Annotated in this window: 16 protein-coding genes; 6 read left to right on the top strand and 10 right to left on the bottom strand. The window is 61.2% G+C overall.

Translation table 11 applies throughout. From position 1 onward, the window contains the following. The first annotated feature begins 24 nt into the window (after positions 1-24). The 3 genes from lptF to ASD58_RS05970 are packed head-to-tail and all read left to right on the top strand — an operon-like array spanning position 25 to position 2,691. Positions 25-1,143, top strand: a complete 1,119-nt coding sequence (gene lptF / locus ASD58_RS05980) for an LPS export ABC transporter permease LptF (RefSeq protein ID WP_057260191.1) — start codon at positions 25-27, stop codon at positions 1,141-1,143. Next, entirely contained in the window at positions 1,140-2,309 is a 1,170-nt protein-coding gene (gene lptG / locus ASD58_RS05975) for an LPS export ABC transporter permease LptG (RefSeq protein WP_057260190.1), read from the top strand. Before lptF ends, lptG begins: the two co-directional genes overlap by 4 nt. A gap of 1 nt (position 2,310) precedes the next feature. Next, a complete protein-coding gene (locus ASD58_RS05970) occupies positions 2,311-2,691 on the top strand; it encodes a sirohydrochlorin chelatase (RefSeq protein ID WP_057260189.1) in 381 nt (126 codons plus the stop codon). 176 nt (positions 2,692-2,867) lie between these two features. Here the strand turns inward: ASD58_RS05970 and ASD58_RS05965 are convergent, their stop codons facing one another. The 7 genes from ASD58_RS05965 to ASD58_RS05935 are packed head-to-tail and all read right to left on the bottom strand — an operon-like array spanning position 2,868 to position 9,550. Beyond that, positions 2,868-3,602 carry a hypothetical protein gene (locus ASD58_RS05965; protein ID WP_057260188.1) on the bottom strand — a complete coding sequence of 245 codons (735 nt, stop codon included), beginning with the start codon at positions 3,600-3,602 and terminating at the stop codon, positions 2,868-2,870. A gap of 31 nt (positions 3,603-3,633) precedes the next feature. After that, a complete protein-coding gene (cobA, locus tag ASD58_RS05960; RefSeq protein WP_057260187.1) occupies positions 3,634-4,350 on the bottom strand; it encodes a uroporphyrinogen-III C-methyltransferase in 717 nt (238 codons plus the stop codon). 23 nt (positions 4,351-4,373) lie between these two features. Then, positions 4,374-5,681: a sulfate adenylyltransferase subunit 1 gene (locus tag ASD58_RS05955; RefSeq protein ID WP_057260186.1), complete on the bottom strand. Its 1,308-nt coding sequence runs from the start codon at positions 5,679-5,681 to the stop codon at positions 4,374-4,376. Beyond that, positions 5,681-6,604, bottom strand: coding sequence for a sulfate adenylyltransferase subunit CysD (cysD, locus tag ASD58_RS05950; RefSeq protein WP_057260185.1), 924 nt, complete (start codon positions 6,602-6,604; stop codon positions 5,681-5,683). The genes ASD58_RS05955 and cysD overlap by 1 nt, the downstream gene beginning before the upstream one ends. Beyond that, positions 6,605-7,318, bottom strand: a complete 714-nt coding sequence (locus tag ASD58_RS05945; RefSeq protein ID WP_057260184.1) for a phosphoadenylyl-sulfate reductase — start codon at positions 7,316-7,318, stop codon at positions 6,605-6,607. Positions 7,319-7,320: 2 nt separating this feature from the next. Then, positions 7,321-7,869, bottom strand: a complete 549-nt coding sequence (locus ASD58_RS05940) for a DUF934 domain-containing protein (RefSeq protein ID WP_057260183.1) — start codon at positions 7,867-7,869, stop codon at positions 7,321-7,323. Further along, positions 7,862-9,550 (bottom strand): nitrite/sulfite reductase, encoded by a 1,689-nt coding sequence (locus ASD58_RS05935; RefSeq protein ID WP_057260182.1) that lies wholly within the window; start codon positions 9,548-9,550, stop codon positions 7,862-7,864. The genes ASD58_RS05940 and ASD58_RS05935 overlap by 8 nt, the downstream gene beginning before the upstream one ends. 148 nt (positions 9,551-9,698) lie before the next feature. Between ASD58_RS05935 and ASD58_RS05930 the strand changes: the two genes are divergently transcribed. The 3 genes from ASD58_RS05930 (at position 9,699) to ASD58_RS05920 (ending at position 12,261) form a co-directional block, all read left to right on the top strand. Further along, the gene (locus tag ASD58_RS05930; protein WP_057260181.1) at positions 9,699-10,640 is read left to right on the top strand and encodes a CysB family HTH-type transcriptional regulator; all 942 of its coding nucleotides are present in this window, start codon (positions 9,699-9,701) and stop codon (positions 10,638-10,640) included. Further along, positions 10,637-11,089 carry a hypothetical protein gene (locus tag ASD58_RS05925; RefSeq protein WP_057260180.1) on the top strand — a complete coding sequence of 151 codons (453 nt, stop codon included), beginning with the start codon at positions 10,637-10,639 and terminating at the stop codon, positions 11,087-11,089. Before ASD58_RS05930 ends, ASD58_RS05925 begins: the two co-directional genes overlap by 4 nt. Positions 11,090-11,178: 89 nt before the next feature. Continuing rightward, positions 11,179-12,261, top strand: coding sequence for a porin (locus ASD58_RS05920; RefSeq protein ID WP_057260179.1), 1,083 nt, complete (start codon positions 11,179-11,181; stop codon positions 12,259-12,261). Positions 12,262-12,340: 79 nt separating this feature from the next. Here ASD58_RS05920 and ASD58_RS05915 read toward each other — a convergent pair whose 3' ends face one another. From ASD58_RS05915 to ASD58_RS05905, 3 genes are all read right to left on the bottom strand, one after another. After that, positions 12,341-13,012 (bottom strand): sensor histidine kinase, encoded by a 672-nt coding sequence (locus tag ASD58_RS05915; RefSeq protein ID WP_057260178.1) that lies wholly within the window; start codon positions 13,010-13,012, stop codon positions 12,341-12,343. Between the two features lie 70 nt (positions 13,013-13,082). Continuing rightward, positions 13,083-13,850 (bottom strand): LytTR family DNA-binding domain-containing protein, encoded by a 768-nt coding sequence (locus ASD58_RS05910; protein ID WP_057260177.1) that lies wholly within the window; start codon positions 13,848-13,850, stop codon positions 13,083-13,085. Positions 13,851-13,914: 64 nt separating this feature from the next. Then, positions 13,915-15,273, bottom strand: coding sequence for a sensor histidine kinase (locus ASD58_RS05905; RefSeq protein WP_057260176.1), 1,359 nt, complete (start codon positions 15,271-15,273; stop codon positions 13,915-13,917). Positions 15,274-15,290 lie beyond the last annotated feature (17 nt).

The following is a 15,290-nucleotide window of genomic DNA, read 5'->3' as shown; positions in this document are numbered from 1 at the left end:
TGTAGAACGAATTATAAACGTCGAATGATTTTCCATCGCGCCCTCCGCCGTGAGCTGGTCAGCTCTGCCGGGGCCACCTTTACGGTGCTGTTCTCAATCCTCCTGACATGGACTCTGGTCACCATCCTCGGCCGAGCCGCAGGTGGCAAAGTCGCGTCCAGCGATGTCATCGCGCTATTAGCGTTCGCAGCCCTGAATTATCTGCCAACTGTCCTCGTTTTCACCAGTTTTATTTCGGTCCTGATGGTGATCACCCGCACCTACAAGGATTCCGAGATGGTGGTGTGGTTTGCCTCTGGCTTGAGCCTGACCCGCTTTGTCCGGCCGGTGTTGACGTTCGGCCTGCCGATCGTGTTGCTGACCGGCCTACTCAGTTTTTACGCCACGCCCTGGGCGCGCGGCAAAAGTACTGAATATGTCGAGCGCTTCGCCAAGCGGGAAGATTTGCAGAAGGTGTCGCCGGGGCAGTTCAAGGAATCGGCTTCCGCCAATCGCATCTTCTTTGTGGAAGGCGTTGCCGGCACCAATGCCGTGGTGCGCAACGTGTTCGTCAACCAGGTTGACGCCAAGGGCACATCGGTGATCGTGGCCAGCGAAGGGGTGGTCGACGTGACGCCATCGGGCGACCGTTTCCTGGTGCTGAAGAACGGCCGCCGCTATCAGGGCAAGCCGGGCGATGCTGATTTCCAGAGCATGGAATTTGAGCGCTACAGCATGCGCGTGACGCAGCAGTCGTCCGAAACAGGCGATGCCAAGGATGCCAATTCCATGACGACCGCCGCGCTGCTGGCGGACTGGAATGGGTTCACCAAAGCGGAGCTGATGTGGCGCATGTCGCTGCCGATTACCTGCCTGTTGCTGATTCTGGTGGCAATCCCGCTTGGTTTTGCCAACCCGCGCGCTGGCAGCGCAATCAACCTGATTATCGCTGTGCTGGTCTTCTTCACCTATAACAACCTGACCAAGGTGTTCGAGGCCAGTATCAAGCAGGGCAAGTTCACCTTTGCCATGGGCTGGTGGCCCTTGCACCTGGCTGCCCTGGTGGCCGTGCTGGCCATGTTCGCATGGCGCCTGAACGTGAACCACCGCTATCACCCGCGCGCCCTGTGGGCAGCCTTCAAGCGCGGAGGCGCCAGGAAATGAGCATCCTCCAACGTTACTTCTTCGTCTCGATCCTGCAGGCGGTGGCCTTTGCGCTGGCGGCCCTGATTGGCCTGCAAGCCTTCATGGACCTGACCGGCGAACTGCCTGCCGTGGGCAAAAATGGCTACGGTATGCAGCATGCGGCGTTTTATGTGCTGACCATGCTGCCGCAACACGTCAACGAAGTGCTGCCGGTGGCTGCGTTGATCGGCACCATTTATACAATGGCGCAATTTGCCTCGACGTCCGAATTCACCATCATGCGCGCTTCGTCGATGTCGACGCGTACCGCGGCGGTCATGGTAGGCAAGGTGGGCCTGGTGCTTGTGGTGCTGGCATTCATTTTTGGCGAGCTGATTACGCCGCGCCTGGCGCCATTGTCCGAGAAAATCCGCCTGACCGGCCGCGGCACCGCGGTGTCGACTGAATTCCGCTCGGGCATGTGGACAAAGGATATCGTGAAAAGCGCCGGCATGTCCGGCGATGTCACGGGCACGCGCTTTTTCAATGTGCGCGAAGTGCGGCCGGATGGCCAACTGATCGACGTCAAGCTGTACGACTTTGATACCAGCTTCCGCCTGCGCTCCGTGACTTTGGCGAAGACTGCCAACTTCCAGGGCAATAACACCTGGCAGCTGAATGAAGTCACCGAGAACATTTTCAGCAATCCGGCCCTGGCGGTGGACGGTGCTCAGGCCAACCTGGCCAATAATTATGCCCAGGCTACCAGTGCAGTGGAGGTCAAGCACCACGCCACCAAGGAGCTGATTTCCGAAATTACGCCAAAGATCATGTCGGTGTCGGGTTCCGATCCTGAACGTATGTCTGCCAATGAGTTGGCGGTCTACACGCGCCACCTGCAGGAAAACAAGCAGGGTACCGAGCGTTTCAAGATCGCCTTCTGGAAGAAGCTGTTCGATCCGTTGGCGATTTTCGTTCTGATGGCATTGGCGCTGCCTTTTGCTTACCTGCACACCCGTTCCGGCGGCGTGAGCCTGAAAATCTTCATTGGCATCATGATCGGTGTCAGCTTCCTGCTGGTGAATACGCTGTTCTCGCATATCGGCCTGCTGTCTGCATTGCCGGCATTCGTGACGGCGCTGATGCCTAGCCTGCTGTACCTGCTGCTGGCGCTGGGTGCACTTTACTGGGTGGAGCGCCACTAGCATGGGCGGCCGGGCGCTGGTGCTGTTTGCGCATGGCGCCCGCTCCGCCAGCTGGGCGGCGCCATTCGAGCTATTACGTGACATGGTCGCGGCACGTGCACCGGATCTTGATGTCTCACTGGCCTTCCTGGAATTGATGTCGCCGCGCCTGCCGGAGCAGGTGGCAGCGCTGGCCGCGCAAGGCGTCGATGACGTCACCGTGGTGCCGGTGTTCCTGGGGCAGGGCGGGCATGTGCTGCGCGACCTGCCGCTGATCCTCGATGAAATGCGCCTTGCGCATCCCGGCGTGACGATCCGCGCAGTCGGCGCAGTTGGCGAAGACCCGACCGTGCTGCGCGCGATGACGGAATACTGCCTCAAGTCGGCGGCCGATGGCGCCTGAACTGCCGCTGGTCGCGGCGGCCCGACCGGCGGCTGGCAGTCGGCTGGCCGCAGCGCGCTGTGGGGCGAGCGCGGCCAACTGGTGGTGGAAGCGGACGAGGGCGAGTGCCTGCTACTTGCCAGCCGCGATGCCGGCAGTTGGCGGGGACTGCGGGTCGCGACGGCGGTTTAAGACGGTCAAGCGCCTTTGGCGTGCGACACCATGGCAGCAATAGTGCTGCCCGGATTGTCGAATTCGCGCTGCACGGCATCGCGCAGGGCTTCCGACTTCAAGGAATCGAGTGCGGCGGCACTTGCCTTGGCCACTTCCTCGTCCTCGCCCAGGCGGCGGAACACTTCCACCACCAGGCGTACTTCCTTGGTGTAGTTCAGCACGAATGCCAGCAACTGCGGGGCGGACGACGTGTTGCCGCGCTTTGCCAGGTCTTCGGCGAAGTCGTTAACACGCTTGGCAAGGGCGGCGATGCGGGCCACCGGGTCCGGCAGGTAGCGCCGCGCCAACTGGAAGTCTTCTACCGCCACCAGGGCCGGCAGGGCCAGTTCGGCGCAGTCTTTGGCCAGTTCCGGCAGCTGGGCGTCGATCTGCGTGAACAGGTCGTGGGTGGCACGTTCCTCGCCCAGCGCGCTGTTGATGGCGCTGACGTCGTGGAAGCGGGCCAGCGTGGCGCTGCCGTTCAGGATGCGCTGGGTGTCGCGGTCGCGGATGGCCTGCAGCGCGCGGCGCGCCAGCGGGAATTGTTCGGCGAGGTAGATCCAGTCGCGCAGGGCGAAGGACAGGCGAACGCCAGCCAGGGTCGGGTCTTCTTCGAGCGCATGCTCGTGAAACCACAGGTGGTCGCGCAGGGCGTCTTCGTATTTGCCTGCCAGGCGCGCATTGCGTGCGCGCTCCAGGACTTCGTGGGCTTGGCTCATCTTGTTCCTCTCATTGCAAGAGGACGATATTTTACCGCCTTTGCTGCGGCCGCGGCGCCATTGCCTTACCCAGCATGACCAGCACCGGCCCGTGCGCGGCCGGCAGCCCATGCGCGAGCTCGGCCAGCGTAATGCGTTCGACGCGCTGGTCCGGGCGGCTGACGTTCTCGATCACGACCACCGGCGTCTCCGGCGAGCGGCCCTGCGACAGCAGGTTGTTGGCGGTGGCGATCGCTTCGCGGCCGCCCATGTACTGCACCAGCGTGTCGGTGGATGGAATGGTGAGTTCTTCCGGATGTCCCGGGGCAGTGGAGGAGGTAAAGAATGCCACGCTGCGCGCCACGCCGCGCTTGGTCAGCGGCTGCTGTGCTGCTGCGGCGGCGGCAACTGCGGTGGTGATGCCGGGAACGACTTCGACTTCAATCCCATGTTGCTCAAGCGCCGTCAATTCCTCGTCGGCGCGGCCGAACAGCATGGGATCGCCGCCCTTGAGGCGCACCACCGTCCGGTAGCGCGCTGCGCATTCGACCAGCTGCTGGTTGATGACGCCCTGGGCGGTGGAACGCTGGCCAGCGCGCTTGCCGACCGAGATCTTTTCCGCTTGCGGGCAGAGTTCCAGCATTTCCTCGGTCACCAGCGCGTCGTACAGCACTACGTCGGCTTGCGCCAGCAGCCGCGCGCCACGCATGGTGATCAGGTCCTGCGCCCCGGGGCCAGCTCCAATCAAATACACTTTCCCATATGGCATGCGCAGGCTCCTGTCTGGCGAAATTATTCGCCGAGGCGGATCATGCCTGCGGCTACTGTCTGGTGTGTGACTTCATCGATCAGGATGAAGGCGCCGGTGGCACGAATGTCCGAATAGGCATCGGCCGCCAGCGGTTGCTGCACGGTCAGCGCAATGCGCGCCACATCGTTCAGCTTCAACGCATCCGCATCGTGCCGCTGCTGGGTGTTGATGTCAAGGATGGAGTCAATTTTGCTCACTTTGGCGGCAGTCTGCTTGGTGCCGTGCTTGATCCAGTACTTGCGGCGCAGGTCCAGCGGCTCTTCGGACAGCCAGCACACATCGGCGCTGACTTGCTTGAGCAGGGTGGCCGGCTGGACGCTGGAGGCCAGCAGGTCGCCGCGCGACACGTCCACATATTCTTCCAGAACGATGGTGACCGACTGGCCGGCACTGGCGCTCTGCAGGGAGCCGTCGAAGGTGACGATTTCCTTGACCGTGGCGGCCTGGCCGGATGGCTGAACCACCAGCTTGTCGCCAACTGCCACGTTGCCGGCCTCGATGCGGCCCATGTAGCCGCGGAAATCGTTGGCTTCGTGGCCGTTGTGGCGTGCCACCAGTTGCACCGGGAAGCGGAAGGCTGCGCCATGCGATTCGTCGTACACGGACAGGTCTTCCAGCAGCTCGATCAGGGTCGGGCCCTGGTACCACGGCATGCGCTGGCCGGCGTCAACCACGTTGTCGCCGGCCAGCGCGGACAGCGGAATGGTCTTCACGTCCTTGATGCCGAGGGTGGCGGCGAATTCGCGGTAGGCCTTGACGATACGATCGTACACGTCCTGGTCGTAGTTCACCAGGTCCATCTTGTTGACAGCCACCACCACGTGCTCGATTTGCAGCAGGTGGGCGATGGTGGAGTGGCGCTTGGTCTGGATCAGCAGGTCCACGCCGCCGTCTTCGCGCAGCTTCACTTTCGACACGTCGACCAGGATGATCACGGCATCGGCGGTGGAGGCGCCGGTCACCATATTGCGGGTGTACTGCTCGTGGCCCGGGGTATCGGCGATGATGAACTTGCGTTTAGGAGTGGCGAAGTAGCGGTAAGCCACGTCGATGGTAATGCCTTGTTCGCGCTCGGCTTCCAGGCCGTCGGTCAGCAGCGACAGGTCGATGGTGTCGCCCACGGTGCGCTTATGCTTGGCGCGCGACACGGCTGCCAGCTGGTCGGCGAAGATGCCCTTGCTGTCGAACAGCAGGCGGCCGATCAGGGTGCTCTTGCCGTCGTCGACGGAGCCGGCGGTGATGAAGCGCAGCAGGCTACGTTCGTTCAGGTTGTCGTTCAGTGCGTTCATCAGAAGTATCCTTGCTTCTTGCGTTTTTCCATGGAGGCTTCGGAGGTCTGGTCGTCCATCCGGGTGGCGCCGCGTTCGGTGATCTGGGTGACGGCGGTTTCGGCGATGATCGCGTCAACGTCGGCAGCGTCGGAAGACACCGGGCAGGTGCAGGAGATGTCGCCCACGGTGCGGAAGCGCACTACCTGGGTTTCGATGGTCTCGCCTTCACGGGCCGGGGTCAGGTCGGTCAGCGGCACCAGCAGGCCGTTGCGCGGGATCACCTGGCGTTCGTGCGCGAAGTAAATCGACGGCAGGGCCAGTTTTTCACGGGCGATGTACTGCCACACATCCAGCTCGGTCCAATTCGAGATCGGGAACACGCGCATGTTTTCGCCTGGGTGGACGCGGGTGTTATACAGGTCCCACAGTTCCGGGCGTTGTGCTTTCGGATCCCACTGGCCGAATTCATCGCGGAAGGAGAAGATGCGCTCCTTGGCACGGGCCTTTTCCTCGTCGCGGCGGGCGCCGCCGATGCAGGCGTCGAAGCCGTGTTCGGCGATGGTTTCCAGCAGCGTCACGGCTTGCGCAGCGTTGCGCGAATCGGTGGCCGGATTACGCAGGCGCACGGTACCCTTCTTGATGGAGTCCTCCACGGAACCGACGATCAGGCGTTCGCCCAGTTCGGCCACGCGGCGGTCGCGGAACTCGATCACTTCCGCGAAGTTGTGGCCGGTGTCGATGTGCACCAGCGGGAATGGGAACTTCCCGGGGCGGAAAGCCTTTTCCGCAAGCCGCAACAGCACCACGGAGTCCTTGCCGCCGCTGAACAGCAGGGCAGGGTTCGAGCATTCGGCGGCAACCTCGCGCAGGATGTGGATGGCTTCCGACTCCAGCGCGTCGAGGTGGCGCGAATTGACGTGTTGTTCTACCAGTGCGTTCATTTAGCTTGCTTTCTTAATACGAATCAGTTTGCCGTCTACCAGGTGCAGGCCGCATTCCTTGGAGTCCGGGTTTTCCCACCACCAGCGGCCGGCGCGAACATCTTCGCCTGGCTGGATGGCGCGGGTGCAGGGCTCGCAGCCGATGGACGGATAACCCTGGTCGTGCAGCGGGTTGTAAGGCACGTCGTTGGCGCGGATGTAGTCCCACACTTCCTGTTCCGACCAGTCGGCCAGGGGATTGAACTTTTCCATGCTGTGCGAACCATCATACTCCTGCACCGACAGGTCGGAGCGGGTTGCAGACTGGGCGCGACGCTGGCCGGTAATCCATGATTTTTTGCCGTTCAAGGCACGGCCCAGGGGCTCTACCTTGCGGATATTGCAGCATTCCTTGCGCAGTTCGACGCTGTCGTAGAAGGCGTTCAAGCCTTTCTTTTCCACGTAGGCGTCGATATCGGCCTGCACCGGGCGGTACAGCGCGATCTCGTAGCCGTAGCGCTCCTGCACGCGCTCCACCATGCCCGTGGTTTCCTTGTGCAGGCGGCCGGTCTCCAGCGAGAAGATGCCGATCGGCAGGCCGGCCTTCAGGATCAGGTCCGTCAGGACCATGTCCTCGGCGGCCAGGCTGGAGGCGAAAACGGCGGGCGAGAACTCTTCGGCAACGCGTTCGAGCGTGGCTAGCGTATCCCGCACGCGGGTGGCGAGCTCGCTCATGGTCAGGCTCCGGCAGCAGGTGCAGGACGTGCGTGGCGGCGGAACAGCGGTACACGCTGGTCCACCGATGCCTGGTAAGTCTCGCTGAACACGGTCAGGCCCTTCAGCGCGTCTTCAATGCTGCGGTCCGGGCGGGTGTCGTAAGCGTCGAAGCCTACGCGCTGCATAGAGAACAGCTGGTCGCGCAGCACGTCGCCGATGGCGCGCAGTTCGCCAGTCCAGCCCAGGCGGGAACGCAGGTTCCAGGCGTGGGAATAGCCGCGGCCATCCGTAAATTTCGGGAAATCGACCGCCACCAGCGCCAGGCGTGGCAGGTCATCGCGCAGTGCGACCGGATCTTCGTCCGGTGCCAGCCACACGGCGATTTCGCCGGCGGCAGCGCGGCTCGCGAGCGCTTCGCGCTGCGCCAGCCAGGTTGCCAGCGGGACGATCACGCGGCCAGCCGGCACGGCCAGGGCAGCCACAGTGGCTGCCTCAGCGCCTTCTTCGGCGCGCAGCAGGTTCCAGTCGTCGGCCACGATTGCGCGGCCCTTGATGATTTGCTTAGGCATATTCGTCTTCTCCTACCAGGCGGCCAGCGGTTTCAATCGGCGTGGCGTATACAAATTCCTTGAACGGGGCAATGCCCAGGCGCTGCGCGGTGTCCACGAAGCGCTCTTCCGGAGTGCGTTCGCGAACGTACACTTGCAACAGGCGGTCGATCACTTCCGGCATCTGCTGCGCGGAGAACGACGGGCCAATGATCTTGCCGATGGCGGAGTTGTTGCCTTGCGCGCCGCCAATCGACACTTGATACCATTCGCTGCCGTCCTTGTCGACACCCAGCACGCCGATATTGCCGACGTGGTGGTGGCCGCAGGCGTTGATGCAGCCCGAGATATTCAGCTCGAAATCACCGATATCGTGCAGGAAGTCGATATGGTCGAAGCGCTCGGCAATCGCCTGCGCAATCGGGATCGACTTGGCATTCGCCAGCGAGCAGAAGTCGCCGCCAGGGCAGCAGATAATGTCGGTCAGCAGGCCGATATTCGGCGTTGCCAGGCCGTGCGCCTTGATCTCCTGCCACAGTGCGTACAACTGGGATTGTTCCACGTCGGCCAGCACGATGTTCTGTTCGTGCGTCACACGCAGTTCGCCGAAGCTGTAGCGGTCGGCCAGGTCGGCCATGTAATCCATCTGCTCGGCGGTCGCATCGCCCGGCGGCACACCGGTCTTCTTCAGCGACAGCACGACAGCGGCGTAGCCCGGCACCTTGTGCGGCTTTACATTGCGCTTCAACCAGTTCTGGAATGGCTTCTCCGCGTGGGCGGCGGCAGCGTCGTAAGACGGCAAGGCCTTGTATTCGTGCGGCTGGAAATAGGCGATGATACGCTCCATTTCTTCCAGCGTCAGGGTCTGTTCGGTGCCCTTCAGGTCTTCCCACTCGGCTTCCACCTGGCGGGCGAACTCTTCCACGCCCAGGGCTTTCAGCAGGATCTTGATGCGGGCCTTGTACTTGTTGTCGCGGCGGCCGTGTAGGTTATACACACGCATGATCGCTTCGGTATAGGTCAGCAGGTGTTCGCGCGGCAGGAATTCGCGAATCACGCTGCCCAGGATCGGGGTACGGCCCATGCCGCCACCGACCATCACCTTGAAGCCGATTTCGCCGGCTTCGTTCTTTACCACGGTCAGGCCGATATCGTGCACGGCGATGGCGGCACGGTCTTCCACGGCGCCGTTGATCGCCACCTTGAACTTGCGCGGCAGGGCGATGAACTCAGGGTGGAAGGTCGACCACTGGCGCAGCACCTCGGCGTATGGGCGCGGGTCGATGATCTCGTCGGCGGCCACGCCGGCGAATTCGTCGGAAGTCACATTGCGGATGCAGTTGCCCGAAGTCTGGATGGCGTGCATTTCCACCGAAGCCAGGTCGCTCAGGATTTCCGGCGTCTCTTCCAGCTTGATCCAGTTGAACTGGATGTTCTGGCGAGTGGTGAAGTGGCCGTAACCGCGGTCATATTTGCGGGCGATGTGCGCGAACATGCGCATTTGCCTGGAGCTCAGCAGGCCGTAAGGGACGGCGATACGCAGCATATAAGCGTGACGCTGCATGTACAGGCCATTCTGCAAGCGAAGCGGCAGGAATTCGGCCTCGGTCAACTCATCGTTCAGGCGGCGTTGAACCTGGTCGCGATACTGCTCGATGCGTTCGCGGATGATGAGGTGGTCGTATTGATCGTATTGATACATAGCTTTCCCAGTAAGGCATGCCCGAAGTGGAATCAATGGTAATAAACTGGGGCCTTATTCCAAACAACATAGTCTTTATTTGCTTATATGCTGTTAAGGCATAAGCATCAGCGTAAAATATGCGCTGGGGAGTCCAACGAGAGCGAGAATGAACCTTCACCAACTGCGATTCGTGCGGGAAGCCGTGCGCCAGAACTACAACCTGACCGACGCCGCCAAGGCCTTGTTTACGTCCCAGCCGGGCGTCTCCAAGGCGATCATCGAGCTGGAGGAGGAATTGGGTGTTGATATTTTCACAAGGCACGGCAAACGGATTCGCGGCCTGACCGAGCCTGGCCGGCTGGTGTTGTCCTCGGTTGAATTGATCATGCAGGAGATCGATAGCCTGAAACGGATTGGCAAGGAGTACGCGGCCCAGGACTCGGGCAGCTTCACCATCGCCACCACGCACACTCAGGCGCGCTACACCCTGCCGAAAGTAGTACAGGCCTTCATGCAGAAATACCCGAAGGTGAGGTTGTCTTTATTGCAAGGTAATCCCAGGCAGATCGCGGAGATGGTGCAGCGCGACCAGGCCGACCTGGCCATTGCCACCGAATCCATTGCCGCCATCGACGGACTGATTACCCTGCCTTGCTACCAGTGGGAGCACGTGGTGGTGGTGCCGCCGGACCACCCGCTGTTAAGGATCAAGTCCGTCACGCTGGAAGAGGTGGCCGAGCACCACATCATCACGTATGATGCCGCCTTCGCTGGCCGGTCGCGCATCGACCAGGCCTTTGAGAAGCGGGGCCTGAAGCCGGACGTGCTGCTGGAAGCGATCGATGCGGACGTGATCAAGACCTATGTGGAGCTGGGCATGGGCGTCGGCATCATTGCCGGTATGGCCTTCGACCCTGAGCGCGACCGCAGCCTGCGGGCCATCCCCGCGGGCCACCTGTTCGGCATGAATGTGTCGCGGGTGGCCGTCAAGCAGGGTGCCTACCTGCGATCCTATATATATACCTTCATCGAGTTGCTGGCGCCGACGTTGAACCGCAAGCTGATCGAACAGGCGATGAAGGGCGAACATGAGAACTACGAACTGTGATTAACGAAGAAGAACTGTACGAAGTGCGCGAGCACATCGAAGAACTGCTGGATGGCCATGAGGTCCTGCAGCTGGAAAGCCTCGACCTGGATGGCCTTGAGGCCGCTCCAGGCCAGTACACGGCTGTCTACGCCGAATTCCTGTGGTCCCAGCTGGGGCGTGAAAAACAGGACAAGTTCCTGAAACAGCTTCGTGACAAGCTTGGCAAGGATGTCTTGCTGGTTTTGATGGGCGAAGACTATGTCGATGGCGAGAGCTTCCCGGTTGCGCGCACCGACCAGCACGGAAATACCTACGAATTCCAGAAAGATGACGACGGAAACCGATTTGAAGTGATGAAAAATTATCCGTCCGACAGCTGGCTGCGCAAGCGTTTGGGCATCGCTGCGCGTGAAATCAAGGTCTTGCGGTCCGAATATTACTGGGTTGTGACATCACGCCTGAAGTAATTTTTTCCTGTCACATTGTTGAAGTAATTGAGGGGCAATATAGCTGCGTTTGAAACATTTCCCTCAACTTCAACAACGTAGGACAACAAGTGAAAAAACTTACTCTGGCAGCACTGATCATCAGCGGTTTCGCAGCACAAGCTCAAGCCCAGTCCAATGTGACCATCTACGGTATCGCTGACGCAGGCTTCGTCGCAGAGCGCGGCGGCGTGAACGGCAGCGTCAACAAGGTGACCAGTGGTGTGGGTTCGGCTTCCCGCCTGGGCTTCAAGGGTGTTGAAGACCTGGGTGGCGGCACTTCCGCTATCTTCGCAATCGAATCCGGCGTCAAGATCGATACCGGCGACCAGGACACCGCAGGCGTGTTCGCACAGCGCCAGGCTTTCGTTGGCCTGAAGAGCGCTGAAGCAGGCCAGATCACCCTGGGCCGCCAGTACACCATGCTGTACAACGCCCTGTCGCAAGTTGCCGACCCATTCGGCGCCGGCTACGCTGGCAGCGCCAAGAACCTGTTCCCTACCGGCGGCGTCAACACCCGCTTGTCGAACGCCATCGTCTATAACTCCCCAGTGTTCTCGGGCTTCAGCGTCGATGCCCTGTACGGCATGGGCGAACAAGCTGGCGACAATACCGCTGGCCGCCAGTTCGGCTTCGGCGTGAACTACACCAGCAAAGAGCTGAATGTTCGCCTGGTTCACAACAACAAGAACAACGATACCGCTGCAGTGGGCGCCACTCCAGCCGTGCGTAAAGACAAAGCCAAGAACACCCTGTTGGCTGCCAACTACGACTTCGGCGTCGTCAAAGTCTACTTCGGCTACGAAAAAGACAAGGGCGCCGGTTCGGCACCGCTGCCAGTGGCGAATGCATATGGCCTGGCTGTTGCTCCAAAAGCCTCTACCGACGGCAACGAACTTCTGCTGGGCGTGGGCGTGCCAATGGGCGGCGGCACCCTGGTCGCTTCCTACATCCGCAAGGACGACAAGTCCAACAACCAGGACGCCAACCAGTTCGGCATCGGCTACCTGTACGCGCTGTCCAAGCGCACCACCGCTTACACCGCGATCGCCAAGATCAAGAACAAGAACGGCGCCGGCTACACCGTTGGCAACAACACCGAAGCCGGTACTGGCGACAAAGCCTTCAACCTGGGCATCCGCCACGCCTTCTAAGCAGCTTTTGTAGCAAGCAGTACCACTCTCTCTCGAGGTGATTCATGATCTTTGGCGGGTCTTCGGGCCCGCCCTTTTTTTATGTGCCGGAGGGGAGGGGGATCGTGATCGAGATGCGCGTCCCGCTGCCGCCATCGACGTTCATGCTGCCGCGCAGTGCCGCGACACGCTCGCGCATGCCGAGCAGGCCAAGCGCATCTGCCTTCGCCATATCGCCGACGCCGATGCCCCGACCGTCATCAGAGATATCGATGAACAGCTCCCCCGCATCGCGCTGCAAGTGCACTTTGGCTGTGGAGGCACCCGCGTGGCGGGCGATATTGGTCAAAGATTCCTGCACCAGCCGATAGATGGCAGTGCTATAACTCTCATCGAGCACCAGGGCGTCGCGCAGCGCATCCAGCTGGCAGCGGATGCCATGCCGCTTTTCGAACTCCCGCCGCAACGATTCCAGCGCAAAGTACAGGCCGCCTTCGTCGAGTGCGCGCGGGCGCAAGTTGCCTGCGATGCGGCGCAGGGAGCCGATGGCCGTCACGAGCAGGCTGTCCATGTTGGCCAGGTGCGCCTCGGCATCGGGTGAGTCAGGCGGCAGTTGTTTCAAGAGCGTGAGTTCGACACGCAGGGTCGCCAGCAGTTGCCCGAGATCGTCGTGCAGTTCACGCGAGATGTGGACGCGTTCATCTTCCCGGATTTCCGCAAGGGCGGAGTCGGTTGAGCGGCGTCCCTGGACGCGGGTGCGGGGATTCTTCAAGTTGGCCTCCTGGTGGCAGCAACCACCAGGACACCGTATTACAGCAAGCCGCAGGGCGGCTTGATCTGGATCACATCTGCTTGAACAGATGGAGGAATGAGCGGCTGACTTCCAGCTTGTCTGGGCGGCCTTTGATCATAACAAGGTGGCGCCCGCGGATGTCGCGCGTTACGCCTTCGATGGCGTTCACATTGACCAGGGTCGCGCGGTGGATCTGCCAGAACAGCGACGGGTCCAGTTCCTCGGCCAGGTCGCGCACCGGCTTGCGGATCAGTGCCTCGAACTTGTCGGTTTGCACGCAGGTGTATTTCTCGTCCGAGCGGAAGAACAGGATTTCCTCGACTGGAATCATGCGCAGGTCAGACCCGATGCTGGCCTGGATCCATTGCAGGTATTTGGGCTTCGGCGAGGCGATCTTTTCCGCAAGCTGGTTCAGGATGGCAGCCATGTCGGCGCCTTGCGCAGCGCTGGCTGCCGGCGAGGACAGGCGGCCTTTCAGGCGCTCAACGGTGACTTTCAGGCGCTCAGGCTCCGGCGGTTTCAACACGTAGTCGACCGCGCCGCGCTCGAATGCTTCCACTGCATAGGCATCATACGCGGTGACGAAAACCACATTGCTCTTGTTGCCGATTTCAGCGGCTGCTTCCATGCCGGTCTTGCCGGGCATGCGGATGTCGAGGAAGGTGAAATCAGGCTTCAGTTCGTCGACCAGGTCAACTGCTTCGTCGCCGTTCTTGGCTTCGCCAAGGATCTCAAGTTCGGGCCATACTTGTTCCAGCCGCATGCGCAGCTGGTCGCGCATCAGTCTCTCATCGTCGGCAATAATTGCTGTGGGCATAGTGCTCAATATTAGGAAATAAGAAGTATCAATTATTCAATGGATCGCCGCACAAGGCAATCGCTTATTCCGAGCGTGCCAACTGGTATGGCACCTCGATAATCGCGATCACGCCGCTTGGCTGGTTGGGCTCGATTTTCAGTGATGCCTGGTCGCCATGGAGCAGCTTCAGGCGTTCGCGGATATTGGTCAGGCCCAGGCCGGTACCGGTGCTTGGCTTGGCGCCAAAACCCAGGCCATCGTCAGTCACGGCGACGCGCAGTTTGCTGTGTGCCACTTCAGCGCGGACTTTCAGGTAGCCCCCTTCCGGTTTGCCCTCCAGGCCGTGCTTGATCGCGTTTTCAACCATGGACTGCAGCATCATCGGCGGGAAGGCGGCGGTGCGCAGGCCTTCCGGCACGTCGAAGTCGACGGTGAGGCGCTCTTCCATGCGCATCTTCAACAGGGCCAGGTAAGCGACCACCATATCGGACTCGCTGCCGAGCGTGCTGGTCAGCTTGTTTTCGCGCATTTGCGGCAGTACGGCTCGCAGGTATTTGATCAGGCTGCGCTGCATGGCCGAGGCGCGCGGCGGATCGGTTTCGATCAGGTGCTCCACGGAGGCCAGGGTATTGAACAGGAAGTGCGGTTCGACCTGGGCCTGCATCATTTGCATCTTGGCCTCGCTTAGTTGGCGCTGCATGGATTCACGTTCAGCCGCGGCGTTGGCCACCTGGGCTTCGGCTTCTGCCTTCTTCTTGCCGCCAACCAGTGCCTTCATCGCGAAAAGTGCTAGCAAAAGAAGGGTGATGAAACTGGTGAACCAAGTCGAAGCCTGCTTGTGATAGCGCGAGACTTTTTCTTCGGCTGCGCTGTCCACCGCTTGCTCCAGTGCGTTGGACAGCTCCTCGCCAATTTGCGGAGGCAGCTCAATATGGACTTCCTCGCCAGGCATTGGTGCCGCCGGGGCGGCTGGCGCTGCAGGTTTCGCGCGGTTTGCTTTCGGTGCCGGCGGGGCCGGGGGCGCCGGCATGGCGGGAGCGGCAGGCTCGGCTGGCATGGCGGGAGCTGCCGCCTCGGCAGCAGCGGCTTCTGAAGCTTCAGTCGCGTCAGTGGCTTCGTCGATGCTCGCCTCAGCGCTGGCTTGTTTCTTGATCTTGCCAGCACGCGGGTTGAAGTGGATGCCGCTATCGTCAATCGTGATATTTGGGTCGGCGTTGCCCGATTTTGTGCGCTTATGGGAGCGGATCACCATCTCTTCCTCGCGGGAAGGCGAGAACAGCTCGTCCTGCAAGATCGACGCTGCAATCATGGAGAGCGCAGCAAACAGGAAGAACTTCCACCACGACAGGTGCGTTACCCAGCCGGTCGTCGCATCAAAGCCTCGGTGGAGCCAGGCCAGGAGGGTTTTTGCTGTGTCTTGGGCTTTCGGGGTTGGAAACATGCGCGACTTTCTATTGA

This window comes from Duganella sp. Root1480D1 (assembly GCF_001427305.1).
GTDB lineage: Bacteria > Pseudomonadota > Gammaproteobacteria > Burkholderiales > Burkholderiaceae_D > Rugamonas.
Note: the sequence above shows the minus strand (reverse complement) of the source record. Positions and strands in the feature narration are given on the sequence as shown.

Excerpts from the sequence above, each read along its gene's own strand:
- lptG (WP_057260190.1), top strand. The coding sequence starts at position 1,140 with ATGAGCATCCTCCAACGTTACTTCTTCGTCTCGATCCTGCAGGCGGTG.
- ASD58_RS05945 (WP_057260184.1), bottom strand. The coding sequence starts at position 7,318 with ATGAGCGAGCTCGCCACCCGCGTGCGGGATACGCTAGCCACGCTCGAA.
- ASD58_RS05935 (WP_057260182.1), bottom strand. The coding sequence starts at position 9,550 with ATGTATCAATACGATCAATACGACCACCTCATCATCCGCGAACGCATC.
- ASD58_RS05955 (WP_057260186.1), bottom strand. The coding sequence starts at position 5,681 with ATGAACGCACTGAACGACAACCTGAACGAACGTAGCCTGCTGCGCTTC.
- ASD58_RS05970 (WP_057260189.1), top strand. The coding sequence starts at position 2,311 with ATGGGCGGCCGGGCGCTGGTGCTGTTTGCGCATGGCGCCCGCTCCGCC.
- cobA (WP_057260187.1), bottom strand. The coding sequence starts at position 4,350 with ATGCCATATGGGAAAGTGTATTTGATTGGAGCTGGCCCCGGGGCGCAG.
- lptF (WP_057260191.1), top strand. The coding sequence starts at position 25 with ATGATTTTCCATCGCGCCCTCCGCCGTGAGCTGGTCAGCTCTGCCGGG.
- cysD (WP_057260185.1), bottom strand. The coding sequence starts at position 6,604 with ATGAACGCACTGGTAGAACAACACGTCAATTCGCGCCACCTCGACGCG.
- ASD58_RS05905 (WP_057260176.1), bottom strand. The coding sequence starts at position 15,273 with ATGTTTCCAACCCCGAAAGCCCAAGACACAGCAAAAACCCTCCTGGCC.
- ASD58_RS05965 (WP_057260188.1), bottom strand. The coding sequence starts at position 3,602 with ATGAGCCAAGCCCACGAAGTCCTGGAGCGCGCACGCAATGCGCGCCTG.
- ASD58_RS05940 (WP_057260183.1), bottom strand. The coding sequence starts at position 7,869 with ATGCCTAAGCAAATCATCAAGGGCCGCGCAATCGTGGCCGACGACTGG.
- ASD58_RS05910 (WP_057260177.1), bottom strand. The coding sequence starts at position 13,850 with ATGCCCACAGCAATTATTGCCGACGATGAGAGACTGATGCGCGACCAG.
- ASD58_RS05930 (WP_057260181.1), top strand. The coding sequence starts at position 9,699 with ATGAACCTTCACCAACTGCGATTCGTGCGGGAAGCCGTGCGCCAGAAC.